Origin of the sequence: Rhodanobacter terrae (assembly GCF_042657005.1) — a bacterium.
GTDB classification, from domain to species: Bacteria; Pseudomonadota; Gammaproteobacteria; order Xanthomonadales; family Rhodanobacteraceae; genus Rhodanobacter; species Rhodanobacter terrae.
Window position 1 is genome coordinate 156,146 of sequence record NZ_JBHSNG010000004.1, and the last position, 25,156, is coordinate 181,301.

General features: G+C 66.6%; 21 protein-coding genes. 12 read left to right on the forward strand and 9 right to left on the reverse strand.

What is annotated here, in order from left to right; translation table 11 throughout:
* Positions 1 to 31: 31 nt before the first annotated feature.
* The 3 genes from dcp to bioD form a co-directional block, all read right to left on the reverse strand.
* Entirely contained in the window at positions 32 to 2,227 is a 2,196-nt protein-coding gene (gene dcp / locus ACFPPB_RS05875; protein WP_377325292.1) for a peptidyl-dipeptidase Dcp, read from the reverse strand.
* A gap of 124 nt (positions 2,228 to 2,351) precedes the next feature.
* Positions 2,352 to 2,699: a hypothetical protein gene (locus ACFPPB_RS05880; RefSeq protein WP_377325294.1), complete on the reverse strand. Its 348-nt coding sequence runs from the start codon at positions 2,697 to 2,699 to the stop codon at positions 2,352 to 2,354.
* A 54-nt stretch (positions 2,700 to 2,753) separates the two neighbouring features.
* A complete protein-coding gene (gene bioD, locus ACFPPB_RS05885) occupies positions 2,754 to 3,428 on the reverse strand; it encodes a dethiobiotin synthase (RefSeq protein ID WP_377325476.1) in 675 nt (224 codons plus the stop codon).
* A 126-nt stretch (positions 3,429 to 3,554) separates the two neighbouring features.
* On the opposite strand from bioD, the gene ACFPPB_RS05890 reads away from it, so the two are divergent.
* Complete coding sequence (locus ACFPPB_RS05890) at positions 3,555 to 4,046, forward strand: GAF domain-containing protein (RefSeq protein ID WP_377325296.1); 492 nt, start codon at positions 3,555 to 3,557, stop codon at positions 4,044 to 4,046.
* A gap of 32 nt (positions 4,047 to 4,078) precedes the next feature.
* Here ACFPPB_RS05890 and yihA read toward each other — a convergent pair whose 3' ends face one another.
* Positions 4,079 to 4,789: a ribosome biogenesis GTP-binding protein YihA/YsxC gene (yihA, locus tag ACFPPB_RS05895; protein ID WP_377325298.1), complete on the reverse strand. Its 711-nt coding sequence runs from the start codon at positions 4,787 to 4,789 to the stop codon at positions 4,079 to 4,081.
* A gap of 116 nt (positions 4,790 to 4,905) precedes the next feature.
* Between yihA and ACFPPB_RS05900 the strand changes: the two genes are divergently transcribed.
* The 5 genes from ACFPPB_RS05900 to ACFPPB_RS05920 all read left to right on the forward strand — a co-directional run bounded on the left by ACFPPB_RS05900 (position 4,906) and on the right by ACFPPB_RS05920 (position 8,651).
* Positions 4,906 to 5,685, forward strand: coding sequence for a c-type cytochrome (locus ACFPPB_RS05900; RefSeq protein WP_377325300.1), 780 nt, complete (start codon positions 4,906 to 4,908; stop codon positions 5,683 to 5,685).
* 66 nt (positions 5,686 to 5,751) lie between these two features.
* Positions 5,752 to 6,630: a thiol:disulfide interchange protein DsbA/DsbL gene (locus ACFPPB_RS05905; RefSeq protein ID WP_377325302.1), complete on the forward strand. Its 879-nt coding sequence runs from the start codon at positions 5,752 to 5,754 to the stop codon at positions 6,628 to 6,630.
* A 41-nt stretch (positions 6,631 to 6,671) separates the two neighbouring features.
* Entirely contained in the window at positions 6,672 to 7,322 is a 651-nt protein-coding gene (locus tag ACFPPB_RS05910) for a thiol:disulfide interchange protein DsbA/DsbL (protein ID WP_377325304.1), read from the forward strand.
* Positions 7,323 to 7,449: 127 nt separating this feature from the next.
* Positions 7,450 to 8,259, forward strand: a complete 810-nt coding sequence (locus tag ACFPPB_RS05915) for an endonuclease/exonuclease/phosphatase family protein (RefSeq protein WP_377325306.1) — start codon at positions 7,450 to 7,452, stop codon at positions 8,257 to 8,259.
* The gene (locus tag ACFPPB_RS05920) at positions 8,256 to 8,651 is read left to right on the forward strand and encodes a hypothetical protein (RefSeq protein WP_377325308.1); all 396 of its coding nucleotides are present in this window, start codon (positions 8,256 to 8,258) and stop codon (positions 8,649 to 8,651) included. The genes ACFPPB_RS05915 and ACFPPB_RS05920 overlap by 4 nt, the downstream gene beginning before the upstream one ends.
* On the opposite strand, the gene ACFPPB_RS05925 is transcribed toward ACFPPB_RS05920, so the two are convergent.
* On the reverse strand, positions 8,586 to 10,178 hold the full coding sequence (locus ACFPPB_RS05925) for a glycoside hydrolase family 17 protein (RefSeq protein WP_377325310.1): 1,593 nt from the start codon (positions 10,176 to 10,178) through the stop codon (positions 8,586 to 8,588). The genes ACFPPB_RS05920 and ACFPPB_RS05925 overlap by 66 nt on opposite strands.
* Before the next feature lie 121 nt (positions 10,179 to 10,299).
* Here ACFPPB_RS05925 and ACFPPB_RS05930 point away from each other — a divergent pair, with 121 nt between their 5' ends.
* Together ACFPPB_RS05930 and ACFPPB_RS05935 are read left to right on the forward strand one after the other, a co-directional pair.
* Positions 10,300 to 12,360 (forward strand): transglycosylase SLT domain-containing protein, encoded by a 2,061-nt coding sequence (locus ACFPPB_RS05930; RefSeq protein WP_377325312.1) that lies wholly within the window; start codon positions 10,300 to 10,302, stop codon positions 12,358 to 12,360.
* Positions 12,361 to 12,386: 26 nt separating this feature from the next.
* Positions 12,387 to 13,325, forward strand: coding sequence for a complex I NDUFA9 subunit family protein (locus tag ACFPPB_RS05935; protein ID WP_377325314.1), 939 nt, complete (start codon positions 12,387 to 12,389; stop codon positions 13,323 to 13,325).
* A gap of 17 nt (positions 13,326 to 13,342) precedes the next feature.
* On the opposite strand, the gene ACFPPB_RS05940 is transcribed toward ACFPPB_RS05935, so the two are convergent.
* Positions 13,343 to 14,884, reverse strand: coding sequence for a tetratricopeptide repeat-containing sulfotransferase family protein (locus ACFPPB_RS05940; RefSeq protein ID WP_377325316.1), 1,542 nt, complete (start codon positions 14,882 to 14,884; stop codon positions 13,343 to 13,345).
* 359 nt (positions 14,885 to 15,243) lie between these two features.
* Here ACFPPB_RS05940 and ACFPPB_RS05945 point away from each other — a divergent pair, with 359 nt between their 5' ends.
* Both ACFPPB_RS05945 and ACFPPB_RS05950 read left to right on the forward strand, forming a co-directional pair.
* On the forward strand, positions 15,244 to 16,479 hold the full coding sequence (locus tag ACFPPB_RS05945; RefSeq protein WP_377325318.1) for a multifunctional CCA addition/repair protein: 1,236 nt from the start codon (positions 15,244 to 15,246) through the stop codon (positions 16,477 to 16,479).
* 76 nt (positions 16,480 to 16,555) lie between these two features.
* Positions 16,556 to 18,736, forward strand: coding sequence for an LTA synthase family protein (locus ACFPPB_RS05950; RefSeq protein ID WP_377325320.1), 2,181 nt, complete (start codon positions 16,556 to 16,558; stop codon positions 18,734 to 18,736).
* Between the two features lie 111 nt (positions 18,737 to 18,847).
* Here ACFPPB_RS05950 and ACFPPB_RS05955 read toward each other — a convergent pair whose 3' ends face one another.
* Both ACFPPB_RS05955 and ACFPPB_RS05960 read right to left on the reverse strand, forming a co-directional pair.
* Positions 18,848 to 20,041: a class I SAM-dependent methyltransferase gene (locus ACFPPB_RS05955; protein ID WP_377325322.1), complete on the reverse strand. Its 1,194-nt coding sequence runs from the start codon at positions 20,039 to 20,041 to the stop codon at positions 18,848 to 18,850.
* Between the two features lie 157 nt (positions 20,042 to 20,198).
* On the reverse strand, positions 20,199 to 22,355 hold the full coding sequence (locus ACFPPB_RS05960; RefSeq protein ID WP_377325324.1) for a TonB-dependent receptor: 2,157 nt from the start codon (positions 22,353 to 22,355) through the stop codon (positions 20,199 to 20,201).
* Positions 22,356 to 22,563: 208 nt separating this feature from the next.
* Here ACFPPB_RS05960 and ACFPPB_RS05965 point away from each other — a divergent pair, with 208 nt between their 5' ends.
* Together ACFPPB_RS05965 and ACFPPB_RS05970 are read left to right on the forward strand one after the other, a co-directional pair.
* Positions 22,564 to 23,343 (forward strand): hypothetical protein, encoded by a 780-nt coding sequence (locus ACFPPB_RS05965; protein ID WP_377325326.1) that lies wholly within the window; start codon positions 22,564 to 22,566, stop codon positions 23,341 to 23,343.
* 72 nt (positions 23,344 to 23,415) lie between these two features.
* A complete protein-coding gene (locus ACFPPB_RS05970; RefSeq protein WP_377325328.1) occupies positions 23,416 to 24,162 on the forward strand; it encodes a pteridine reductase in 747 nt (248 codons plus the stop codon).
* A gap of 98 nt (positions 24,163 to 24,260) precedes the next feature.
* On the opposite strand, the gene ACFPPB_RS05975 is transcribed toward ACFPPB_RS05970, so the two are convergent.
* Positions 24,261 to 25,121, reverse strand: coding sequence for a DUF6159 family protein (locus ACFPPB_RS05975; RefSeq protein ID WP_377325330.1), 861 nt, complete (start codon positions 25,119 to 25,121; stop codon positions 24,261 to 24,263).
* Between the last annotated feature and the right edge of the window lie 35 nt (positions 25,122 to 25,156).

Consider the following 25,156-nt stretch of genomic DNA (forward strand, 5'->3'; position numbering starts at 1 on the left):
GCCCGATCCTCACGCATTGGGCCTGCGCCGACTATTTCTTCGGCGCGTCCTTCAGGCCGCGGTTGACCAGCATCGGCTCAATGCTCGGATCCTGGCCGCGCCAGTCCTTGTACATCTTCGCCAGCTCTTCGGTGTTGCCACGCGACAGGATCATCGCGCGGAAGCGATCACCGTTCTCGCGAGTCAGGCCGCCGTGATCCTTGAAGCCCACGAAGGCGTCATCGGCCAGCATCTGGGTCCACAGGTAGGCGTAGTAGCCGGCCGCATAGCCGTTGCCCCAGATGTGCTGGAAGTAGCTGGAACGGTATCGCGGCGGCACGTAGCTGAGGTCGATCTTGTCCTTCTTCAGCGCGGCGGCTTCGAACTGGTCGGCATCCTGCAGCGGGGCATCGGCGCCCAGGGTGTGCCAGTTCATGTCGAGCAGCGCGGCGGCGACCAGCTCGGTCATGCCGTAGCCCGAGTTGAACTTCCTGGCCTTGTTGATCTTGTCGACCAGCGCCTGCGGCATCGGCTCGCCGCTCTTGTAGTTCTTCGCGTAGTTGGCGAACACTTTCGGGTCGGTTGCCCAGTGCTCGTTGAACTGCGAGGGAAATTCGACGAAGTCGCGCGCGGTGTTGGTACCGGACAGGGTCGGATACTGCTCGTCGGCGAACAGGCCATGCAACGCATGGCCGAATTCGTGGAACATCGTGGTCACGTCATCGAACGACAACAGCGCCGGCTGGCCGGCGGCCGGCTTGCTGAAGTTGGCGACGTTGTAGATCACCGGCTTGGTACCGAGCAGCTTCGACTGGCCGACCAGATTGTCCATCCAGGCACCGCCGTTCTTGTTGTCGCGCTTGAAGTAATCGCAATAGAACAGCGCCATCGAGGTGCCGTCCTTGTCGAACACTTCGAACACGCGCACATCGGGCTGATAGACCGGGATGTCGTGACGTTCCTTGAAGGTCAGGCCATACAACTGGTTGGCGGCGTAGAACACGCCGTTCTGCAGCACATCGTCGAGTTCGAAATACGGCTTGATCTGGTTTTCGTCGAGGTCGTACCTGGCCTTGCGCACTTCCTCGGCGTAACGGTTCCAGTCCCATGGCGCCAGCTTGAAGCTGGGCTGCTTCAGCGCGGCCTGATCCTTGTCGATCTGCGCCTGGATATCGGCCGCTTCGCGCTTCGCACGCGCCACCGCGGCCGGCGCCAGCTTGTCCATGAACGACATCGCCGTCTCCGGCGTCTTCGCCATCTGATCGTCCAGCTTCCACGCCGCGTAGTTCGGGAAACCGATCAGCTTGGCCTGCTCGGCGCGGATCTGCGCCAGCCGCTCGATCGTCTTGCGGGTATCGTTGGCGTCGCCCTTCTCGGCACGGTTCCACGAGGCGTCGAACAATGCCTGACGTGTGTCACGGTCGCTCAAGTCCTGCAATTCGGGCTGCTGGGTGGTGTTCTGCAGCGACAGCACGTACTTGCCGTCCAGCTTGCGGTCCCTGGCGGCCTGCGCGGCGGCGGCGAGCTCGGCGTCGGACAGGCCGGCCAGCTTGGTCTTGTCGTCGAACACCGGTGCGGCGTCCTTGGTCGCCGCCAGCAGCTTGTTGGTGAACGCCGTGGCGAGCGTGGATTCTTCCTTGTTGAGATCCTTCAGCCGTGCCTTGTCGGCATCGGACAGCTTGGCGCCGGCGTGCACGAAGTTCTTGTAGACCACTTCGACCAGGCGCGCCGATTCCGGATCGAGCTTGAGCGTGTCGCGCTGGTTGTAGACCGCCTCCACGCGCTGGAACAGCTTGCTGTCGAGGTAGATCGCATCGCGATGTGCGGCCAACTTCGGCGCCTCGGCTTCCTGCACCTTCTGCAGCGTGTCGTCGGTGTTGGCTCCGGTGACCGCACTGAACACCGCCATCACGCGATTGAGCATGACGCCGGACTTCTCCATCGCCACGTAGGTATTCTCGAACGTGGGCGCTTGCGGGTTGTTGGCGATCTTCTCGATCTCGGCCAGCTGCTGTTTCATGCCCTCCTCGATCGCGGGCTGATAGTCGGTGTCCTTGATCTTGTCGAACGGCGGCGCCTGGAACGGCAAGGTGCTGGCGGCGAAGAACGGGTTGCTGGTCATGGCGGTAGCGGCCGGTGCGGCACTCGACATCGTTGCCGCGGGTGAAGTGGCGGCGCTGTTCGGCTGCTGCGAGCAGGCGGCCAGGGCCAACGTGGTGGCGATCACAATCAAGCGGAGACGGAACATTCGGGTTTCCCTAGATGGCGCGTCCGTGACCGGACACCGTAAGTCGTAGCTGCCGACTGTACCCATTCCCTTGCGGTTTCTCCAACCCCAAACGTCATGCCGCCAGCGGCGGCATGACGCCGGCTCAGGCCGCGCGCATGTCGCGCAGTTGCCATGCCGAACCGATCAGCAGATAGAGCCGGTGGCGCACCACGCTCATCGGCAGATCGGTGAGCAGATCGACGTCTGTGCGCAGGTCGGCGACCTGCGCCGTCACCTGCGCCGCCGGATCGCAGATGCCCAGGCTGGTGTTCACCGCATCCGGATCGGGCTGCACCGCGCGCCAGCGCCGGAACAGGCCGTCATCGCGCAAGGCCTGCTGCAGCGCGGCGGCAAAGCCGTCCGGACCGGCACCATCCCAGGCAAAGCGCGGGTCGCCGCCACGCGCATGGGCCAGGTCGGCGATCGAAAGATAATAGTGATTGCGGGCCATGTTGCGCCTCCAGCGATGAGATAGGCGCCCATCCAAGCACGGCGGATGTGAAGCTCAGCCCAAGGCGGCGACCGCGGCCGCCAATCGGCTCGCCGCCTGCGCCGGCGCCATGCCATGCGGCAGCACGCCCAGACACGGCGCCGGCAGCAGCTCGCGCAGCGTCGCCAGATTCTCGTCTGGCGCATCCATTGCCGGATCGATGCCGTTGCCGATCCAGCCGAGCAGGCGGCAGCCATCGGCTTCGATCGTCCGTGCGCTGAGCAGCGCATGGTTGAGACAGCCCAGCCGCAGCCCGACCACCAGGATCACCGGCAGCCGCCACTGCTTGGCGATATCCGCCGCCAGCAGACCCGGTGCCAGCGGCACCAGCCAGCCACCCACGCCTTCGACCACCACTTTTTGATAGGTACCCGTCAGTTGATCGAATGCCGCACGCAGCGGTGCCAGCGAAATTTCCACGCCGTCATGCGCGGCCGCCAGATGCGGCGACAGCGGATCGCGCAATGCGATCGGATTGATCGACGCATATGACGCTGCCGTGCTGCTCGCCGCCTGCAGCGCCAGCGCGTCGCCGTTGCGCAGGCCATCGGGCGTTTCGGCGCAACCGCTGGCGACCGGCTTCATGCCGCAAGCGCTGTGTCCGGCAGCACGCAGGGCGTGCAGCAACGTGCACGCCGCATGCGTCTTGCCGATGCCGGTGTCGGTGCCGGCGATGAACACGGCCGTCATCTTCGCCGCGTGCATGAGCAACGAGGTCGACGTATCAGCCACGTGCCGCTGTCCGCCCAAGCCCATGCTGCATCCCCGTCATAATCGCTCGGCGCATAATACGGGCTTTGCCACCGGACACACCGCATGTTCGAACTGAAGCCCCACTCGTATGCCAGCAAGCGCGAACACTACGAAGACCTCGCGCAGCAGGCACGCGGCCTGCTCGCCGGCGAGCGCGAGCTGATCGCGAACGCGGCGAATTTCGGCGCACTGATCTACCACAGCCTGCCCGACCTCAACTGGGCCGGCTTCTATCTGTACGACGGCAGCGAGCTGGTAGTCGGTCCGTTCCAGGGCAAGCCGGCATGCATCCGCATCGCGCTCGGCCGCGGCGTCTGCGGCACCGCGGCGCAGACGCGCGAGACCCAGCTGGTGCGCGACGTCAATGCGTTCGAAGGCCATATCGCCTGCGATGCCGCCTCGCAGTCGGAAATCGTGGTGCCGCTGATCAAGCTCGACGGCAGCCTGCTCGGCGTATGGGATGTCGACAGCCCGGTGATCGATCGCTTCGACGAGGACGACAGCTCCGGCATGCAGACGCTGTGCGCGGTGTTCATGGAATCCGTGCGCGGCTGACAGCGCCGCAATCCTCTTGTATCTATTCCAGGTCAGCGTTCGCGGTCTTGATGGGCGCCTTCTCGCGGCTGCCGCAGCAACGTCATCACCGCCTGGCGCGCCTCCTCCACGCCGGTGCCGGCCGACGAGGAGAAGATCTGCGCGGTGGCGTGCAGGCCTTCGGCGGCGAACTGCTTGCGCAACGCGGCCAGCGCCTGCGTGGCCTGGCCGCGCGAGAGCTTGTCGGCCTTGGTCAGCAGCAGGTGGCACGGCAGCTGGGTAGCGAAGCAGAACTCCAGCATCTGCCGGTCGAACTCCTTCAGCGGATGGCGGATGTCGACGATCAGCACCAGCCCGCGCAGGCTGCGGCGCTGATGCAGGTACGCGTCGATCTCGAGCTTCCAGTGCTCGCGCATCTCCAGCGGCACCTTGGCGTAGCCATAGCCGGGCAGGTCGATCAGGCGCACATCCGACAGTGGCTGGTCGTCGACCTGGGCCTGTAGCGGTCGCTCCTGCGCATCCTGCGCCCGCGGCACGGGTAGATCCTTGTACGGCGGCAGGCTGAACGCGACCATCTGCTGGGTGCGGCCGGGGGTCTTGGAAGTGCGTGCCAGCCCCTTGTGATTGGTCAACGCATTCAGCGCGCTGGACTTGCCGGCGTTGGAGCGGCCGGCAAAGGCCACCTCGGCGCCCTGATCGGCGGGAAGCTGGCTGATGCGGTGCGCAGCGAGCACGAACTGCGCGCCTTGTAGGGGATTCAACATGGGAATGGTTTGACCAAGCTATGGTGGCACAGGGATAATTCTGCGGTTTCTGCCTGTTGCAGGCCGCATGGCCGCAATCCCTGGCAGTGTTTGCAAGTCTCTCGGGAGTCAAGTGTATGAGTTTTCGGTCCGCTGGTTTTCGGCCCGCTGTTGTTGGGTCCGCCATTGCCCTTGTGTTTGCACTGTCCGCCAGTGCGGTGACGGCACAAGACGCCCAGCCGAAAACTGCCGCGCCCGCCGCTGCCGCCACGTCGGCGGCACCAGCCGGCACGGCGCCGGCTGCCGCACCCGCGGTCGCCGAAGCCCCCGCCAAGCCGGGCGATGCGGCCGCCGGCCAGGCCAAGGCCGCCGTTTGCGGCGCCTGCCACGGCATGGACGGCAACTCCAGCGACGCGCAATATCCGAAGCTGGCCGGCCAGAGCGAGCGGTATATCGTTCGCCAGCTGACCGACTTCAAGGCCGGCAAGCGGCAGAACCCGATCATGCTGGGCATGGCCACACCTCTGTCCACCCAGGACATGCACGATGTCGGCGCCTACTTCGCCAGCAAGACGCCGCTGCCCGGCGTGGCCGATCAGGCGCTGGTGGAAAAAGGCCAGACGTTGTTCCGTCAAGGCGATCCCAAGCGCGGCATCCCGGCCTGCATGGCCTGCCACAGCATGGATGGCCGCGGCAATCCGGGCGCGATGTATCCGCAGTTGACCAGTCAGCACGCGCAGTACGTCCAGGCCACACTGAAAGCCTGGCACGACGGCACCACCTGGGGCGACGATGCGCAATCGCAAATCATGCCGGCGATCGCGAAGAAACTCAGCACCGACGACATTTCCGCCGTGTCCAGCTACGTCGAAGGTTTGCATAGCGCCGAAACCACCCAACCGGCCGCCACGCCCTGATCGATTCACGCGCCGACCACCGTGTCGGCGCTGTCGGTTTCATGCCCCATCTTTTCGAGGTCCGCCATGTTGAAGCGTCTGCCGTTCCTGTGTGCCGCCCTGCTCGCGCTCGCCGCCTGCAGCCATGACAGCAACACCGGCGGCAGCCCCCAACCGGCCGCGCCCGCGGCCAGCAGCACCGCGGCCACGCCCGCCGCGACAGGCAGCGCCGCGCCGGCCAACGCCACGACAGCCGCGCCGGCTGCCTCCGGCAGCGCGGCGCCGGCGGCAGCCGGCAGTGCCGCATCGACGGCGGCTACGCCTGTCGCGGCGGCGCCGTTTGTCGACAACGGCAAATGGGTCGAAGGCAAGAACTACTTCGTGATCGAACCGGCCCAGCCGACCAGCCACCCGGGCAAGATCGAAGTGACCGAAGTGTTCTCGTATGCCTGCCCGGCGTGCAATGCCTTCCATTCGACCGCCGATCAGATCGCGAAGAGCCTGCCGCCGAACGCGGTGATGAATTATCTGGCGGCCTCGTTCCGCCCGGACGAGAACTGGCCGTTGTTCCAGCGCGCGTTCTACGCGGCGCAGGCGCTGGGTGTGGTCGGCAAGACCCACGATGCGATGTTCGACGCTGCCTGGAAAACCGGCGAACTGGCCACCTACGACCTCAAGGCCGGCAAGCCCAAGCCGAAGGAAGCATGGCCGACGATCGACGACATCGCGAAGTTCTACGCCAAGTACGGTGTCGATCCCAAGGAGTTCGTCGGCGTCGCCAACTCGTTCTCGATCAATACCCAGATGAAGCGTGCCGACGACCTGATGAAGGCCTACGGCGTGGACAGCACGCCGACCATGATCATCGACGGCAAGTACCGCTTCACGACGAGCTCCGCCGGCGGCTACGCGCAGTCGATCGAGCTGACCCAGTGGCTGGTGGCCAAGGAAGCGGCCGGCAAGTAAGCCGGTTGATTGAAGCCGACCCACAGCGAAGAGAGAACTCCATGCTCAAGCGATTTGTCCGTCTGCGCGTATTCGTCTTGTTCGGCGGCCTGCTGCTGGCCGGCGCCTGCACCGCGCAGCCCAGTGCCGCCGCTCCGTACACCGAAGGCAAGGAGTACGTGACCCTGCCAGCGCCGCACCAGCGTTACAGCAGCGCCGGCAAGGTGGAAGTGGTCGAGGTGTTTTCGTACGGTTGCATCCACTGCGCGCAGTTCGCGCCGGTCGCCGAGAAACTGCGCAAGCAGCTGCCGGCAGGCGCGGAGTTCAAGCTGGTGCCGGCGCCGTTCAATGCCGAATGGCTGCCGTATGCGCGCGCCTATTACGCCGCGAAGCAACTGGGCGTGGTCGACCGCACTCATCTGGCCTTGTTCACCGCCAAGTTCGGCCAGAACTACCCGATCAATTCGATGGACGAACTGGCTGACTTCTACGCCCGCGAGGGCGTCGACCGGGCCGCGTTCATGCGCATCGCCACGTCGGACGAAACGACCGAAAAGCTGAAGCGCGACCTGGCGCTGATCCAGAAGTGGCAGGTGGACGGCACGCCGACCATCGTGGTCGACGGCAAGTATCGCGTCGCCACCGTCCGTTCGCATGACGAAATGCTTGCCGTGACGCTCTGGCTGGTCAAGCGCGAGCTGAGCCGCAAATAAGCCGTCCGAACCGCTCCGCCTCCGGTGGCTCGGGTGCCGCCTTGTTCACATGCGATGGATCATGCTTCGCGGCATTGTCCGGCGCATCCAGGCGCGCGGGCATCCTCCTTCCCTGTAGTGTGTTGCGATGACCCGCGCCGCCATTCTCCAAGCTGCCCCTGCCGAGCGCCGTCTGCGCCTGCTGAGCTGCAACATCCTGGCCGGCGCCAGCGTGCAGCGCTACAGCGAGTACGTCACCCGCAGCCTCAACGCGGTGCTGCCCGGGCGCAACAAGATGGACAACCTCGACCGGCTCGCCGAGGTACTGCCGCAGTTCGACGTGATCGGCCTGCAGGAGGCCGATGCCGGCAGCCTGCGTTCGGGCTTCCTCAACCAGACCCGCTACCTCGCCGAAACCGCCCGCATGCCGTTCTGGAGCCACCAGCCGAACCGGGCAATGGCGCGGCTGGCGCATTCGGCGAACGGACTGATCAGCCGGCTGGAGCCGCACTCCGTGCTGGACTATCCGCTGCCCAGCCGGATCCCCGGTCGCGGCGCGCTGCTGGCGCAGTTCGGCGAAGGCGACAACGCGCTGGCGGTGATGATCGCGCACCTCTCATTGAGCGCACCGGCGCGCGCGCGCCAGCTCGGCTTCATCGCGGAGTTGCTGCATGACTTTCCACACGCGGTATTGATGGGCGACCTGAATACGGAGCCGCACAGCATGGAGATGGCCCACCTGTTCGCCAAATGCAATCTGCAGCCGCCGGCGCAGCCGACCCCGACCTTTCCCAGCTGGAAGCCGCGGCGGGCGCTGGACCACATCCTGGCCACCTCCGCAATCCACCTGGACAAGACCTGGGTGCTGCCGCAGGCATTCTCCGACCACCTGCCGCTGGCGGCGGAGATCCGCCTGCCGGCGCATGTCGGCGGCAAGGCCTCGGGGCGGCGCCAGTGAAGTCGACGCGGTGGCGCCTGGCATGGCCGTGGGTGCTGCTGCTGGCGGTCGCGCTGGGTACGACATGGCTGCGCTACGGCCTGATCGAACCCCATGCGATCGGGCAGCAGTGCGACGCCGTCCGCGCCCCGTCGTGGTGCAGCGGACGGCAGTGGCTGATCCTGGGTTTCCTGTACCACGTCTATGGTGTCGCGGCGCTGCTCGCCGCCGTGCTGGCGCTGTTGTCGCAACACCCGTGGCTGGCATGGCTGGCGGCCGCACTGGGTGTGTTCGCGTTCGAGCTCTACGGCTTCGAGATCGGCGCCGTGGCGCTGCTGATCGGCTGCCTACGCCTGCTGCGACTGCAGGCGCGCGCGGCGCCAGTCGAACCACACCGACAACGCCAGCAGTAGATTCAGTCCCAGCCACCACCACGCCACCGGCGTGAGGCCGTTTTCCTGCACCAGCACGGCCGCGGCCAGCAGCGGCAGCCAGGCGGCGAGGAAACGCTCTTCCAGCAGCGGCATCGCCACGTCGCGCCGATCGGACAACCAGGTAGCCAGCGCATAGCCGACGCAGGGCAGCATGAACAAACCCAGCGGAAAGTCCCGGTAACGCCCGTTGAACACCAGCAACAAGCCGTAGAACGCCAGCACGAACAACCAGCCCAGGCGCAGCCATCCGGGCATGGAAGCCGGCCTCGCGCCGGCCAGTCGCGCGGCGATCCGGCGCGCCAGCAGCATCGCGGTGAGCAAGGCCAGGCCGCAGGCGACGAACGACTCCGTCCATTCCCACAGATCGCCGCAGGCAAACCACATCTGGCGGAACTGCCAGGCCAGCGCGCAGCCGCTGGCCACGCCGCTCAGCACCAGCGCCGCCCAGCCGCGCCAGCCACGCCAGCGCCGCCGCCATGCGCCCGCCAACGCAAACAATCCCGCGCCGGCCACGCCGGCCAGCCACCCGGCCCACCAGTGCGGCTCTTCGGTTACCGGGCCCTGCATCGCAAACTTCGGTCGCGCCTGCGCATCGAAGATGCCCCAGTAGCCGCCGGCGGCGCCTTCCTGCACACGCTTCCACGGCTGGTCGAATGCCTCGATCACGTTGTACGGCATATGCACCGTCGCGGCGTAGATCAGGAACTCGCGCAGGTAGCGCGCCTCGTTGACCAGGCTGGCGCTGGCCGCCTGGCGCTCGCGCCCGGCACTGGGCCAGCCGGTCTCGCCTATCATAACGCGCCGTCCTGGAAACGCCTGCTGCACCTTCGCGTACACCGACGCCACATGTTGCACCGCGCGCTCCGGCGATACCGGCTGGTCCTCCCAGTACGGCAGGATGTGGATGGTGAGGTAATCGACCGAACCGGCCAGCTCGGGATGGCGCATCCAGTACTCCCACACGTCGGCATAGGTCACCGGCACGCTGACCGCGGCGCGCACCTCGTGCAGATAGCCTTCCAATTGCCGGACCGACAGATCGCCGCGCAACAACACCTCGTTGCCGACGATCACCCCGCGCAGCACCTGCGGATACTTGCGCGCGGTGGTTATGCCCAGCTCGATCTGCCGGGCGTTCGCCTTCTTGTCGCTGCCCAGCCAGATGCCCATCAGCACCTTCATGCCGTAGCGCTGGGCGATCTGCGGCACCGCGCTCAGGCCCTGCCCCTGCGAGTAGGTGCGCACGCAATCGAAGCGCTGCGACAGCGCGCGCAGGTCCTCGTCGATGCGCTGTGGACTGATGAAGGCCGCCGCATCCAGCGGCGTTTCGCCGGCGTTGCGGAACGGCGCATACGATACGCAGGCGATCCGCGCCGACGGCGCATCCGGCAGCGCCACCGGCCGGCCGATCGCCCACCACCAGTACGCACCGGCCAGCGCCGCCGACACCAGCACCAGCCACGCCAACCCGGCTCGATGAAAAACTGGCGAAGGCGTTGACGACATGCCGATCCCGGAAATGCTGAAGATGAAGCGCGCCAGCTTAGCAGGCGAGCCCTCACCGATTCGCGACAAGCGGATCCGGACCATCGATTACACTGCACGCAGATCGACCGCAGGAGTCCCCATGTTTGTTGTCGCCCCACCTCGGCGCATCTCATTTAGCCGGCTGTTGCTGGCCCGATTGTTTTCGGTGACCGGCTGTTTGTTGATCGCCACGATCGTGCATGCCGCCGAACCCAGCGCAGGCCAGCGTGCCGCTTTCAAGCAGGCGTACGCCGCCGCCCAGCAAGGTGGCGACGGCTGGCGGAGCCTGGCCGACGGCCTGCACGACTATCCGCTGTATCCGTATCTGCAGGCAGCGGCGCTGGAGCACGATATCCGGCAGATCGACCGCGCCGCCGTGGAGTCGTATCTCAAGCAGTATCCCGGCTGGATTCCCGCCGACGACCTGCGCCATGCGTTTCTGCTCGAACTGGCGCGCCGCCAGGACTGGAACAATTTCCTCGCGATGTACCAGCCCGGCCTCGGCGACGCGCTCGGCTGCGATGCATTGCAGGCCCGACTGGCCGGCGGCGGTACGCTGGATTTCGACAAGGACCTGGCCTCGCTGTGGGCCAAGCCGAATCTGCCCGATGCCTGCGATGCGGTGCTCGATGCCGCACACGACCAGGGCTTGCTGACCAACGCACGACTGTGGACGCGCATCGACCGCGCCGCCGACGCCGGCCGGCCCGACACCATCGCCAAGCTGGTCGGCTGGCTGCCGGAGGACGACCGCGCCACCGCGCAACGACTGGTGCTGGCGCTGCGCGATCCGGCCGGCGCGCTGGCCACCGCGGCCGACTGGCCCGACACCTCGCGCAACCGGCAGGCCGCCACGCTGGCGCTGACCCGGCTGGCTCGCCGCCAGTCCGCCAGCGCCGACACGGCATGGCAGCAACTGCAGAGCCACTTCAGTTTCAGCGAGCGGCAGCGCGGCCAGATCCTGTACGCGCTGGCGCTGTTCCATGCCACCGATTTCGACGACGGCGCGCTGGCCCGCCTGATCGCGCTGCCCGCCGCCATGCAGACCGACGTCAGCCGCGAATGGCGCGTGCGCGTCGCGCTGGCCCGGCAGAACTGGACCGAGGTGCTGCAGGCGATCGAGGCGATGCCGGCCAGCCAGCAGCAGGACGGCGAGTGGCAATACTTCCACGCCCGCGCGCTGACTGCACTGGGCCGCGGCGATGAGGCACGCCGGCAGCTGATCGCGGAGGCCGGCAAGTCCACGTTCTACGGTTTTCTCGCCGCCGACAAGCTCGGCCAGCCGTATGCGATCTGTCCGCTGACCCTCGCCGACAACCCGCAACGCGAACAGGCCTTGCTGGCCAACCCCGCGCTGCTGCGCGCCTTCGAGCTGTACGCGGTCGGCCTGCCCAAGCTGGCCCGGCGCGAGTGGGCCCGCGCACTGCAGGATGCCGATCAGACCACCTTGCAGATCGCTTCCGATCTGGCCCACCGCCGCGGCTGGTACGACCGTGCCGTGTTCGCCCTCAGCAGCGGCGACGCATTGCGGCTGTACAACCTGCGCTTCCCGCTGGCCAACCAGGATGGCGTGGTGCCGCAGGCCAGACAGGCCGGCATCGAACCGGTCTGGGCCTATGGCATCGTACGCGCCGAAAGCGCGTGGATGGACGATGCACGCTCCGGCGCCGACGCCCGCGGCCTGATGCAGCTGGTGCCCGCCACCGCCGCGCTGGTCGCCAAACGCAACGGCCTCGACTGGGGCGGCGGCGACACGCTGTACGACCCGGCCACCAATATCGCGCTGGGTACACGCTATCTGGCGCAGATGGCCGAGCGCTTCAACGGATCGCCGTGGCTGGCCAGCGCCGCCTATAACGCCGGCCCGAACCGGGTCGACCAGTGGCTGGCCGCCCGCGGCACGTTGACGCCCGATCTGTTCGTGGCGACCATCCCGTTCAAGGAAACCCGCGAGTATGTGGCGCGAGTGATGGCGTTCAGCGTGATCTACGACTGGCGCCTGCATGGCAGCGCCGTGCCGCTGACCACGCGCATGAACGCGATCGGCCAGCCGTATGGACTGCCAAACGCATCGACGGTGCGCCGCGCGGTCAGCTGTCCGGCGGTGGAGCCGGCCAGTGTTCCGGCGGCGGCATCCAGCATATCCAACGCGTCGCCCTGACGCCGCCTCATCCAGGATCGATCCGCATGGCCGCACAGCAACTCGTCATCCTCGGCGGCAGCGGATTTGTCGGCAGCCATCTGCTGCCGCGGCTGGCCGCCGACGGCCACCGCATCGTGCTGCTCTCGCGCAACCGCGAGCAGCATCGCGAACTGAGCGTGCTGCCCGGCGTGACCATCCGCAGCGCCGACGTCTACGACGACGACACATTGCGCCGGCGCCTCGCCGGCGCCGATGCGGTGATCAACCTGGTCGGCATCCTCAACCCGCGCGGCCCACACACCTTCCAGCGCACCCACGTGGAACTGACCCGTCGGCTGATCGCCGCCTGCCGCGCCAGCGGCGTCCGGCGCCTGCACCAGATGAGCTCGCTGAAAGCCGGCCAGGGCCTGTCGCAATACCTGAAGACCCGCGGCGAGGCCGAAGCATTGGTCAAGGCCTCCGGACTCGAATGGACGATCTACCAGCCCAGCGTGATATTCGGCGTCGGCGACGGCCTGGTCAGCCGTTTTGCCGCGCTGCTGCGACGCATGCCGCTGTTGCCGCTGGCGCGGGCGAAGGCGCGGATGGCGCCCACCTTCGTCGGCGACGTCGCCGAGGCGATCGCGCGTTGCGTCGGCAGCGACAAGCTCGGACGGCGGCGCAGCTTCGAACTGTACGGCCCCGAGGTGCTCACGCTGGGCGAGATCGTGCGGAAAATCCGCGCGGCTGCCGGCTTGCGCACGCCCATCGTCGCACTGCCCGACAGCCTCGGCCGGCTGCAGGCGCAGCTCGCCGAACTGCTGCCCGGCAAACCCTTCTCGCTCGACAATTTCCGCTCGCTGCGCACCGATTCGGTGGGCAACGCCGACGGCTACGCCGCGCTCGGCATCGTGCCGCAAGCGTTCTCTCCCTGGCTGCCGATACTGCTCAACGAATCCGCGCGACAGCGGCGGCTGGCCGCGGCGCGTTCACTGCGGCGCTGACCGGCAGCGGCCCCCGCTCAGGCGGCGCCCAGCAGCACCCGCAATCGATCCAGCTCGAAGCCGTATCGCGCACTGTGTGCGACGGGTCGAGCTGCCTGAACCGCGAGACAGGCCGGCTCGTATTCCAGACCGCAGAACGACAGCAGGCGCCGGACCGAGGCCTCGGGATCGGCCTGCAGCGGCCCGTGCACATGATCGAGGAAGCGCTGCGGGAACAGGCGTTGCCAGTGCCGGCAGAGCCGCTCGTAGTCGCGCCAGTAACAGGCGATGTGGTCGAGGTCGTAACTGAACTCGCCGCCGCTGGCGAACAGCTGGCGGTAGCAGGCGAAGCAGGTTTCCAGCGCGTCCCCGCGGCTGTTCACCACGCGCGCGCCGGGCAGCATCGCCAGCGCCGCACCCGCCAGCCGCCAGTTGATCGGATTGGCATCGACGAAGCGCGGCCTGCCGCCGCGTGCCTGCGCCGTGCGCTCGAGATAATCCTGTCCCAGCCGCGCCCAGTCCATGGCAGTGGCTGCACGCGCCCATTGCGCGAACGGTTGCCTGCGGCGCGTCGACTCGGCGCCGATGACTTGCTGCAGGTCGGGCAACGGGTCGACCGTGCCGATCTGCGGATGCGCGGCAAGAGTCCGCGCGGTCGCATCGGCGCCGGACTCGGGCAGCGAGACGAGGAAGATCACCTGCTGACCCGCCGCTGCATCCGGCGCTTCCGGCAACGGCGCGGCGAACACCTCGAGCAACGTGCTGACCTTGGCCTGTGCGGCCAATGCATTCCAGCCCACCAGGCGGCGCTTCTGTACGTTGGCCTTGTACAGCGCGCGGAAAGCCCCGCGGTAGTCGGCCTGGGCCTCCAGCGCCCGGCTCAGCGCAAAGCCCAGCGAGACACGCGCCTGCGGCGTCGGCGACAACTGCAAGGCCTGCTGCAGCCAGGCGACATCGTCCTTGTCGAAACGCACAGTCGGCAGATTCGCCAGGCCGGTCCACGCGTCCGGGTGACCGGGTTGCCGGCGCAACGCCTCGCGGTAATTCGCGCCCGCCGGCTCCAGCGCACCGAGTCGGGCCTGCGCCTCGGCCAGCATGATCCGCGCCTCGACATGGTCGGGATCGATATCCAGCGCCCGATGCAAGGCGGTTACCGCGCCGGCGGGACGACCTTGCATGCTCAACACCCGCCCCAGGTTGAACCAGGCCGGCGCGAAATCGGCAGCCAGCTTGCAGGCCCGCTGCAGTGACGCCAGCGCCGCAGCAGGCTCACCGCAGGCGTGCAGCGAAATACCCAGGTTCATGTGGATCAGTGCATGGTCCGGACTCAACGCCAGCGCCTGCTGCAGAATCGTCACCGCGTGTGCGTGATCGCCACGCAACTGTCGCGCCAGGGCCTGCAGACGCCGCGCTTCCACGCAATCCGGCGCCTGGGCCAGCACACTCAGCAGGCTCGCCTCGGCGGCATTCGGCTCGCCGCGGTTCAACGCGGCACCCGCTTCGTCCAGCCACTGCACCGCCGCCGGCGACAAACCCGCCGCACGATCCCGCAGCAGCGGATGCCCCTGCTTTGCCACCATGATCGAAGGCCCCCTGTCCGCCGTCGGTTTTCGCCCGCCAGCTTACGTGAGCGGGGCTTCGGCATAAAGCGAGCAGATCACGTTTGGCTGGCGCGTTGCGGTATCGTCCAGAGCGGAGGGCGATGTTGCAGAACAAGACCTGGCCCTGGCGGCATGACAGGGGTGCTGAGCGCCGATCGTTCGATTTCTGACGGCCGCGTCCGGGTAAAAATCATTCCAGCACTTATGCAATCGGTTGAGGTAGACATCAAAGGGGCGGTTTCAAGGTCCAAGCCAGGATGGTTTCGCGCGTCGCTCGCCGTTCGGGCGGGGTACGCCATCTTTCGGGTGACTCCCCTTGCGCATGGCAGAATCCCCCCATGCAAACCTATCTGGTCGGCGGCGCGGTCCGCGACAAACTGCTGAACCGCCCCGTGGTCGACCATGACCATGTGGTGGTCGGCGCGATGCCCGAGGAACTGCTGGCGCTGGGCTACAAGCCGGTGGGCAAGGATTTCCCGGTGTTCCTGCATCCCAAGACCGGCGAGGAATACGCGCTGGCGCGCACCGAGCGCAAGACTGGGCGCGGTTATCACGGCTTCGTGTTCCAGGCCGATGCGACGGTGACGCTGGAGCAGGATCTGGCGCGGCGCGACCTCACCATCAATGCGATCGCGCAGGACGAGCACGGCGCGCTGACCGATCCGTGCCACGGTGTGCGCGATATCGAGGCTCGCGTGCTGCGGCATGTGTCGCCGGCGTTTGTCGAGGATCCGGTGCGCGTGCTGCGGGTGGCGCGGTTCGCTGCGCGTTTCGCGCCGCTCGGCTTCACGGTGGCCGCGGAGACCATGGCGCTGATGCAGCAGATGGTGCGCGATGGCGAGGTCGATCATCTGGTGCCCGAGCGCGTGTGGGCGGAAACCCGCAAGGCCCTGGGCGAACCGCAGCCGTCGGCGTTCCTGCGCGTGCTGCGCGAATGCGGCGCGCTGGCCGTGCTGTTTCCCGAGATCGACGCGTTGTACGGCGTGCCGCAACGCGCCGAGTTTCATCCGGAGATCGATACCGGCGTGCATCTGGAAATGGTGCTGGATGCGGCGGCGCGAATCGCGCCGGGCGACGACCTGGTCGGCTTCTGCGCGCTCACGCACGACTTGGGCAAGGCGCTGACACCGGCCGGCGAACTGCCTCGCCATGTCGGCCACGAACATCGCGGCGTGGCGCCACTGCGCGTATTGGCCGCGCGCCTGAAGGTGCCGACCGAACACGCGGCGCTGGCCGAACTGGCATGCCGCGAGCATCTGAACGCGCATCGCGCGTTCGAGCTGAAGCCGGCCACGGTGCTAAAGCTGCTGGGTGCGCTCGACGCATTGCGCCGTCCCGCGCGGCTGGACTCTTTTCTGGCCGCCTGCGAAGCGGACAAGCTCGGCCGGCTGGGCCACGAGCACGACAACTACCCGCAGGCGGCCTATCTGCGCGAAGCCCGTGCTGCCGCAGCGGCGGTCGATGCGGCAGCCTTTGTCGCCCAGGGCCTGACCGGGACGGCGATCGGCGCGGCGATGGAAGCGGCCCGCATCCATGCCATCGCCACCTTGAAAACTAACCACTCGCCAAGCTGATCCGCGGTATAAAGCCCGGATTGTGTGGCGCCCGCATCGGCGCCCGCTTATTTCATGTCTTTTGCTGGAGTTGCCTGTGTCGCGTGCGTTCACCCCCACTTCCCCGTTGCGTCAGCGTTTCCGTCCGCTGCTGTGGCTGGCCATCACCTTCGTGGCGATCTCGTTCGTCACCCGTGTGGTCTTGCTGATCATGTCCGGCCACGAAGTGCCGCATACGCCGCTGACCCTGCTGTACGCGTTCGGCGTGGGTTTCGGCTATGACTTGATCACGTATATCTACGTGGCGTGGCCGCTGGTGCTGTTCCTGTGGCTGGTGCCGACACGGCGCGCCACCGTCTCCGGCCTGGGTCAATGGCTGCTGTGGGTGCTGGCGCTGGCGCTGGTGTATGCGCTGTGCCTGGGCGTGCTGTACGCGTTGTATCGCGCACACCTGGGCATGACCTGGCCGCTGGTGGTGCTGTTCCTGCTGGTATTGCCGATCCCGGGTTTCGCCTACGTCTCGCGCGGCGGTCAGTGGGCGCTGTACGGGCTGGCGCTGGTGCTGCTGTACGGGTTGCTGTTCGTGGCGGCATCCGAGCTGGTGTTCTGGAACGAGTTCAGCGTGCGCTTCAATTTCATCGCGGTGGACTATCTGGTCTACACCACCGAGGTGATCGGCAACATTCGCGAGTCCTATCCGGTCGGCCGCTGGCTCGCGCTGCTGGTGGCGGGCACTCTGGTGGTGTTCGCGATCGGCCGTCGCGGCCTGCGCGTCCGCGACGGCGGCAGCCGCTTCTGGCAGCGCGGCAGGATCGTGCTGTTGTGGCTGGTGCTGACCGTGGTCTCGCTGGCCGCGGTCAATGGGAGCATGAAGGATCGCACCGACAACAACTACGTCAACGAACTGGCCGGCAACGGCATCTACCAGTTCTTCAGCGCGTTCCGCAGCAGCCATCTCGATTACGCGAAGTTCTACCGTACCTTGCCGGACGATCAGGCGTTCCGGCTGGTGCGCGAAGGCCTCAAGACACCGGACGCCACCTACATCGGCGACGACCCGCACGATCTCACCCGCGCGATCCGTCGCGTAGGCCCGGAGCGGCATCTCAACGTGGTGCTGATCAGCGTCGAGAGCCTGTCCGGCGACTATCTGGGTACCTTCGGCAACAAGGAAAACATCACGCCGTACCTCGATTCGCTGGTCAGCCAGAGCCTGTTCTTCGACAACCTCTACGCGAACGGCACGCGCACCGTGCGCGGGTTGGAAGCGCTGTCGCTGTCGGTGCCGCCGACGCCGGGCGACTCGCTGCTGAAGGAGCACAACAACGAGAACCTGTTCTCGCTGGCGGACATCTTCAACGACCGCGGCTACCAGTCGGATTTCGTCTACGGCGGCTACGGCGAATTCGACAACATGAATTATTTCTTCAGCCACAACGGCTATCGCACGGTGGACCGCCGCGACATCCCGAAGGGCGCCACGATCCACAGCGAGAACGTGTGGGGCGTGGCCGACGAGGACTTGTACACGCTGGCATTGAAGCAGATGGACGACGCGCATGCCGCGGGCAAGCCATTCTTCCTGCACATCATGACCACCTCCAACCACCGGCCGTACACCTTCCCGGCCGGACGGGTCAGCCAGGCCAACCAGACCCGTGCGGGCGCGGTGGCTTACACCGACTGGTCGATCGGCGATTTCATCAGGCGCGCACGCGCGAAACCGTACTTCGACGATACCGTGTTCGTGATCACCGCCGACCATTGCGCTTCCAGCGCCGGCAAGACCAGCGTACCGGTCAACCGCTACCACATCCCGCTGTGGATCTATGCGCCCGCGCAGATCAAGCCGCAACGCGTGGAGCGGCTGATGGGCCAGGTCGACATCGCGCCAACCCTGCTCGGCCTGCTCAACTTCAGCTACCGCTCGCGCTTCTTCGGCTACGACCTGTTCCAGCTGGAGCCCGGCCGCGAGCGCGCGTTCCCGGCCACCTACGAGAAACTCGGCTACCTGCACCAGGATGTGCTCACCGTGCTGGAGCCGCAGCGCAAGCTGGAGCAGCTGAAGCCCGACTACGCCACCGGCGACGCCAGCCCGATCACCCCGCAGAACGAAAACCAGATCGAACAGGCGATTGCGTATTACCAGGTGGCCAGCGAGCTGTTCCGGCATGGTGGACTGGCGCGTCGACCGGCCGACTCGACGGCGGTGGAGCCGTTGCCGCTGCCGGCACCCGCCAGCTCGACCCCGGCGCCCGCCAGCAGCGCCGAGTTGTAACCCGCGCAACCGCACCGGGTAGGAGCCCGCTGGCGGGCGATGCTGTTGTTTTCATCTTTCCTGACCGACTATCAGGGCAAAGGCATCGCCCGCTAGCGGGCTCCTACGTTTTTATAGTCTGGCGCCCTGGTCGGCGGCCAGCAGTTCGGCGGGCAGCGGCAGCACGTCGAGACCGCGGGCCAGCAGCATTGCCTGGAAGCGCTCGCCCATCTGATCGGGCAGCATCAGCTTCTTCACTTCCCGGGCCAGTCGGTAACGGCCGTGTTCGTCGGCGATCTTCGCCTGCTCGCTCACGAAAATGTCCTGCAGGCCGGCACCGATCAGGAACTGGGCCTGCGGCAGATAGGCAGCCACACCGAAGCCGGCGCTGTTGCCGGCCTCGGCCAGCGCGGTGAAATCGACCGACGCGGTCAGGTCGTTCAGACCGGGCAGATACAGCGGATCGTTGTGGGCGTGATGGCGGTAATGCGCCATCAGCGTGCCGTCGTCGCGTTCGGGCAGGTAGAACTCCCGGCGCACGTAGCCATAGTCGATGAACAGCACCAGCCCGGCCACCAGCGAGCCGGCGACCGCCTGGATCCAGTACGGCAGTTGCGGCAGGATCTCCGAGCGGTAGCCGTCGGCAAACTCGTTGCCCAGGTCGCGTTCGACGTGACGCACGGCCGCGGCGACCAGCGCGTCGGCGGGGCGATCGGTGCGCAGCAGGCGACCTTCGCCATCCAGCGCCACGTACTCCTCGAAAACCTCACCGTCGCGCAGGCTGAAACGCGTGGCCGGCAACGCGTCGATCACTTCGTTGGCGAACAGCACGCCGCGCCAGTCCGGTTCAGGCGGTCGATCCAGCCATTGCACGCGAGCGTTGAGTTCGGCCGGAAGATTCGCGCGCAGCCGTTCGCGCTGACGCTCGCGCAGGTCGGCGCTGGGTTCCAGAATCAGATACTGCCGCGGCAGCGTACCGCCCGCGGCCAGCGCCTTGAGCGCCGCCTCGGCGAAGGCGCCGCTGCCACCGCCCAGTTCCAGAAAATCCGCGTCGTTGCCGAGCATGGCCAGCACCGGCTGCACCGCGTTGATCACGCAGCGCGCGAACAGCTCGCCCAGTTCGGGCGCGGTGACGAAATCGCCGGCCGCGCCGAACTTGGTCTTGCCCGCGCTGTAGTAACCCAGCCCCGGTGCATACAGGCACCGCTCCATGTACTGCGAAAACGGCAGCGGTCCGTGCGAGACGATCTGCTCGCGCAGCAGCTGCAGCAGGCGATCGGAATGCGCACGTTCGTCGGCGCCGGGCTCGGGGAGGCGGGAAGGCATGTGCGTTGCCGGTGAGGAATACCGCGGCAAGCATAATGGATGAGGCCTCGCACCCTCCGTAGGAGCCCGCTGGCGGGCGATGCTGTTGTTTTGATTTTTCCTACCTAGCACCAAAATAAAGGCATCGCCCGCCAGCGGGCTCCTACCTACGGGAGCGTCAGAAGTCTTTCTGCAGACTCAGATACAGGCCGCGGCGGGGGCCGAACTGCGGCGCACCGACGCCGACACCGGTGCCGTCGCGCAGCTCATAGGTGCGATCCAGCGCGTTGATCACCGCCAGCTGGGTGTGCAGTTTGCCGAAATGGTCGAACGCGAAGTCGTGCGACACGCTGAGGTTGAGCTGGAAGTACGCCGGAACATGGTCACCGTTCGGCACCGCGCCATTCCTGCGCAGGCCGCTGCCGAACAAGTAGTCGGCGCCGACCCGAGTGCTGTCGTCCAGCGCATAGCTGATGCCTCCCGAGGAGGTATAGGTCTGGTCGTGATCGAGGTGAATGTAGTTGTCGGCGATATAGGCCAACTCGTCCACACCGAAATTGTACTGGCTGGTGATCACCCTCTTTCCCATCGCGCGGCTGTAGGCGAGGTTGAAGTAGGCCGACAGCGGGCCCTGGTTGTAGTTCGCCGTGAATTCCGCACCGCCGATATGACCGAGGTCGTAGTTGAAGGTGGAATACACCAGCGCGGCGCCGAACTGACCCTCGTCCTGCAGGCGCTGCACCTTGCGGTAGTAAGTGTCCAGGCCAAGCGTCAAGGCGCTGCCGATATTCTGCGAGACGCCGGCATCGAAATAATCCGCACGTTCGGCCAGCGGCGTCGCGTTGCCGGGATTGGACACCGCGTTGGTGGTGCCGTCGAACTTGGCGATGTTGGAGGTGGTGATCATCTCGGTCGCCGGCGGCGTGAAGTAGCGCGAGTAGCCGGCATGCACGGTGGTGCTGTCGGTGGCCTGCCACACCACGCCCAGACGCGGGCTGAGCTGGCTTTCGATGCGCCCGGCCAGCGTGTACTTGTCGCCACGCAGGCCGTAGTTCACGGTCCAGTTCTGGCCGATGCTCCATTCGTCCTGGATGTAGCCAGACCAGGTCTTCGCGATGAGCCGGTTGTTGTCGATGATGTTGATCGGCGTGGTACTGGCCTGGCCGCCGTTCGCGTCGGCCGGGAACACCCAGGCGTTGTTGCCGCTGGCGGCTTGTTCGAAGCTGCCGTAGATGCCGTAGCGCAAGGTGTTGCTGTTGCCCAGCGGCGTGGCGAAATCCACCTGCAGCGTGCTGGCGCGATTGCTGCGGCCGACCTTCGCGGCGATGCCGTTGAACATCAGGTCGCCGACCTGATCGGGGTTGAACGCCACCTCGGTATAGCGCTGGCCAAGCGACACTTGATAGTCCGTGCTGCCCAGCTTGCCCTGTAGCGACAGCACACCGAAACGGGTGGTCTCGTGCTGCTGCTCGTTGAGGAGTGTGGAATCGAAATCGGTCTGGCCCAGATAGCCGAACTGCGGCGTCTGGCCCGGGTTGTTCGGAACCTGGAATCGGTTGTTGGCCACACCGAACATGAAGCTGAGGCGCGTTTCGTTGTTGATCAGATAGGACAGGTCGCCGAAGCCCTTCGCTTGGTCGGTGTGATCGTGGATCGGCTTGCGGCTGGCCGTGGGGTTCTCTATGCCAACATCGCTTTCGAGGTAATTGCCAGTGAGGAACCAGCTCCAGCGATCGCTGCTGCCCCAGATCGACGCGTTGGGATTGAGCGTGCCGAACGAGCCGCTGGTGATGCCCACGCTGCCGCCGTTACCGAGGTCGTGGCCGCTCTTGGTGGTGATGTCAACCACCGCGGCGGTGCGCAAGCCATACTGCGCCGGCAGCGCGCCGTCGAGCAGTTTCACGCTCTTGATCGTGCGTGCGTCCAGGGTCTGACCGAAGCCCGAGATCGACTCGGGCACGATGACGCCGTTGATGCGGTATTGCAGGTTCGCGTGGTCGCCGCGCACGTGCAGGCCGCCGTAGGAATCCTGCACCACGCCCGGCGCCTGCAACACCACCTGATTGACCGGCGTGGCGGCGCCCAGCGGCAGCTGCGCGATCGCCTTCTGGTCGATCACGTACTGGCTGCTGCCCGTGTCCGGCGACAGCGCGTTGCGCGCCTGGTCCAGCTTGGCGGACACGTCGATCGTGCTCAGATTCTTGGTCGCGGGTTGATCGTTGCCGATGCCGCTGTCCGCCGGGGCAGCGGCCGCCGCCAGCGGCGTATCGGCAGCACGAGCGGCGGTCGCGGCCAGCGCGGCGGCAAGACTCAGGGCGAGCAGGGATGGCTTCATCAGGGGCTCCAGCAGGGGACGATTGGGTAATGAATGTAATGTTATAACATCTCATATCGCCTGTCTGTCGCACCTGCGCCAAAAGTCATGCCCGAGATGAAACTTGCTGCCGACCGGCCCACGCCAGCCATTGAGGCCGGCTTCACACGGCTCCTCTAGACTGCCGGGACGCCCGCCGGTTCACGGCGGCGATCCCTCGGAGCAGCGCATGGCCAAACACAGCGAGCACGTTCCGGCCGTCATCGCCCCGGTCGAACACGGCCGGGTCACCCAGGCGATCCTCGATTTCGTCAGCGAGGTTCCCGACAGCAAGATCGGCAGCAGCAGGGATCCCGCCAGCGAGGCACGCCGGCTGGCCCGGCGCGCCGCCCAGCGCGCCGCACTCACCGCCGGCTCGCTGGCACTGCCGCCGGGGCCGCTGGGCTGGCTGACCCTGCTGCCGGAGCTGATCGCGATCTGGAAGATCCAGGGCCAGATGGTCAGCGACATCGCCGCCGCGTATGGCCGCAATCACACGCTGGGCCGCGAACAGATGCTGTGGTGCCTGTTCCGCCACACTGCAGCGCAGGCGTTCCGCGACCTGGTCGTGCAGACGGGCGACCGGCTTGTGTTCCGCCGGATGTCCTATACCGTCGCGCAAAGAGTGGCCAAGCAGGTCGGCGTGAAACTGACCCGGCGCACGGTGAGCGAAGGCATTTCGCGCTGGCTGCCGGTGATCGGCGCGCTCGGCGTCGGCGCCTACGCGTATTACGACACCGGGCAGGTCGCCGGCACGGCGATCGCCTTGTTCAGCAGCGACGCCGTGATGGCTGACGAGAACGAGGCCGCGGCGGAACCGGTCGAAGCTGCACCGCGCAAGAAGGCCTCGCCGGTGCGTCGCGCGATGGACAAACTGGCCGACAAGGCGACCACCGGCGCCGCACGCAAGATCGCCAGCGCCGCGCGCAAGGCCGCCAGCAAGAAACCGCGCAAGCCGAAGCCGGAGTGATCACTCGTCGGCGGATGACGCATCGCGTGCTTTGCGGCAAGCTGTCCGCTGGATCGCCACAGGAGTCGATGCATGAAGCCACGCCATGACCGGCCCGTCGTGCTGATCACCGGTGCCGGGCGCCGCGTGGGTGCGGTGATCGCGCGCACGCTGCATGCGGCCGGCTACGACCTTGCATTGCACTATCGCCGCTCCGTCGACGATGCGCGCACTCTGGCCGACGAACTGGAACAGCAGCGCAGCGGCAGCACGCTGCTGCTGCGGGCCGAACTGGCCGACATCCCCGCACTGCCCGCATTGATCGAGCAGTTGCTGGCGCACTACGGACGGCTCGACGCGCTGGTCAACAATGCCTCGGCGTTCTATCCCACGCCGCTGGGCACCGCGACGCCGCAGCAATGGAACGAGCTGTTCGCCTCCAATGCGCAGGCGCCGTTCTTCCTCAGCCAGGCGGCCATCCCCGCCTTGCGGGAAGCGCACGGCGGCATCGTCAACTTGGTCGACATCTACGCCGAACGGCCGCTGGCGGAACACCCGCTGTACTGCATGGCCAAGGCGGCGCTCGCCGCGATGACCCGTTCGCTGGCACTGGATCTGGGTCCGCACATCCGCGTCAACGGCATCGCCCCCGGCGCCGTGATGTGGCCCAGCGACGGCAAGCCGTATGCCGACCAGCAGGCGATGCTGGCGCGCACGCCGCTGCAACGTGCGGGCGCGCCGGACGACGTGGCCGGGGCGGTGCTGTGGCTGCTGCGCGATGCCACGTTCGTCACCGGCCAGATCATCCACATCGACGGCGGCCGCACGCTGTCGGTGTGAGTTTCGCGAAGAGTCTCACCCTGGGCTCCCCTGCATGCAGGGGAGCGTATCCGCGCGTCCTCGTACTTCACGCCTGCCTGCTTCACGCAGGCTACCGGCTATTTCTTCTTCGGAGCGAACGCCTGCTCGAGCAAGGCCTGGTCGAAACCGACACTGGCCTCGCCCGCTTCCGCATAGCGGTACAGCGCGGCCGAGTAGATGCCTTGCAGCGACGACTGGATCAGGCCGAGCAGGATGAACCCCAGCACCACTACGGTCACCGCCAGCACGATCGCAACGACCGATTGCAGCGCGACCGCGCCGCCGATCAGCACTGCGCCGACCAGCACGGCCATGAGCATCAGCAAACCGAACACCACGCCGATGCCGCCGTTGCCGATCAGGTTCTCGCCCCAGCTGCGCTTGAGCAATTCCACGCTGCGCTTCACCGCATCGACCGGGCCGACATCCTCGCTGGCCAGGATCGGCACGACCAGGAACGTGGCGACCGTCCAGGCCAACCCGAGGAAACCCACCACCAACCGCCCGATCAGGCCGAGGCGCTCCTGGACCATCCGCAACACCAGGCCGACGGTGGCCGCAATCAGCGCGTAACCAAAGATATGCGGCAAGCGGGAACGCGCCAGCGCAAACCCTGCCGCCACGCTGGTCGGTTCGCCGCGCAGATGCATCAGCGCTACACCGGTCAGCGCGGTCTGGAAGAAGATGATCACGAAGTACTGCACCAGATAGAACGCGAACATCAGCAGATACGCACCTGCCGACATGCGTTGCTGGAAGTCCTGCCCGGCATGCTCGCCGCCGACCGTCATCACTACGACCGGGATCAGGAAGCTAGCCGCCACCAGCAGCGTGCACAGCCCCGACAGCAAAGGAAAAACCAGCAACGACTTGTCCGAGCGCAACACCATCGCGCTCGCTTTCATCAAGGCCCAACTGCGTGCGAATTTTCCAGCCATGTGCGTCGCCCCCGCGTCCGTGGATTATGAAGATG

Coding starts and splice junctions, on each gene's coding strand:
- dcp (WP_377325292.1), bottom strand. CDS start 2,227: ATGTTCCGTCTCCGCTTGATTGTGATCGCCACCACGTTGGCCCTGGCC.
- ACFPPB_RS05880 (WP_377325294.1), bottom strand. CDS start 2,699: ATGGCCCGCAATCACTATTATCTTTCGATCGCCGACCTGGCCCATGCG.
- bioD (WP_377325476.1), bottom strand. CDS start 3,428: ATGACGGCCGTGTTCATCGCCGGCACCGACACCGGCATCGGCAAGACG.
- ACFPPB_RS05890 (WP_377325296.1), top strand. CDS start 3,555: ATGTTCGAACTGAAGCCCCACTCGTATGCCAGCAAGCGCGAACACTAC.
- yihA (WP_377325298.1), bottom strand. CDS start 4,789: ATGTTGAATCCCCTACAAGGCGCGCAGTTCGTGCTCGCTGCGCACCGC.
- ACFPPB_RS05900 (WP_377325300.1), top strand. CDS start 4,906: ATGAGTTTTCGGTCCGCTGGTTTTCGGCCCGCTGTTGTTGGGTCCGCC.
- ACFPPB_RS05905 (WP_377325302.1), top strand. CDS start 5,752: ATGTTGAAGCGTCTGCCGTTCCTGTGTGCCGCCCTGCTCGCGCTCGCC.
- ACFPPB_RS05910 (WP_377325304.1), top strand. CDS start 6,672: ATGCTCAAGCGATTTGTCCGTCTGCGCGTATTCGTCTTGTTCGGCGGC.
- ACFPPB_RS05915 (WP_377325306.1), top strand. CDS start 7,450: ATGACCCGCGCCGCCATTCTCCAAGCTGCCCCTGCCGAGCGCCGTCTG.
- ACFPPB_RS05925 (WP_377325310.1), bottom strand. CDS start 10,178: ATGTCGTCAACGCCTTCGCCAGTTTTTCATCGAGCCGGGTTGGCGTGG.
- ACFPPB_RS05930 (WP_377325312.1), top strand. CDS start 10,300: ATGTTTGTTGTCGCCCCACCTCGGCGCATCTCATTTAGCCGGCTGTTG.
- ACFPPB_RS05935 (WP_377325314.1), top strand. CDS start 12,387: ATGGCCGCACAGCAACTCGTCATCCTCGGCGGCAGCGGATTTGTCGGC.
- ACFPPB_RS05940 (WP_377325316.1), bottom strand. CDS start 14,884: ATGGTGGCAAAGCAGGGGCATCCGCTGCTGCGGGATCGTGCGGCGGGT.
- ACFPPB_RS05945 (WP_377325318.1), top strand. CDS start 15,244: ATGCAAACCTATCTGGTCGGCGGCGCGGTCCGCGACAAACTGCTGAAC.
- ACFPPB_RS05955 (WP_377325322.1), bottom strand. CDS start 20,041: ATGCCTTCCCGCCTCCCCGAGCCCGGCGCCGACGAACGTGCGCATTCC.
- ACFPPB_RS05960 (WP_377325324.1), bottom strand. CDS start 22,355: ATGAAGCCATCCCTGCTCGCCCTGAGTCTTGCCGCCGCGCTGGCCGCG.
- ACFPPB_RS05965 (WP_377325326.1), top strand. CDS start 22,564: ATGGCCAAACACAGCGAGCACGTTCCGGCCGTCATCGCCCCGGTCGAA.
- ACFPPB_RS05970 (WP_377325328.1), top strand. CDS start 23,416: ATGAAGCCACGCCATGACCGGCCCGTCGTGCTGATCACCGGTGCCGGG.
- ACFPPB_RS05975 (WP_377325330.1), bottom strand. CDS start 25,121: ATGGCTGGAAAATTCGCACGCAGTTGGGCCTTGATGAAAGCGAGCGCG.